Genomic DNA, 251 nt, shown 5'->3' on the forward strand with positions numbered 1-251 from the left:
CAGGTCAGCCGCCCGCGCCCTTGCCCGGGCGATGGCCTCTTCCTGCGCGTCGAGCAGGTGGTCGACCTCAGCGGCAAGCGGGCGGACCTCGTCGGGAAAGTCCGCTCCCAGACGGTCCGCCGCGCCGGAGCGGACCTGGGCCAGACGTCCGCGCACGAGATCGAGTGGGCGCAGGCCGACACCGACCTGGACCCAGGCGGCAGCGATCAGGACCGCGGCCAGAAGCGCCAGGGACGGGACGAGATCGGAGG

Annotated in this window: 1 pseudogene; it reads right to left on the bottom strand. The window is 73.7% G+C overall.

Annotated elements, in window-relative coordinates:
* A pseudogene (locus KBI52_RS00200) lies at nucleotides 1-251 on the bottom strand (sensor histidine kinase); the annotation flags it as partial.

The sequence above is a fragment of the Microvirga sp. HBU67558 genome (assembly GCF_018069605.1).
Lineage (GTDB): Bacteria > Pseudomonadota > Alphaproteobacteria > Rhizobiales > Beijerinckiaceae > Microvirga > Microvirga terrae.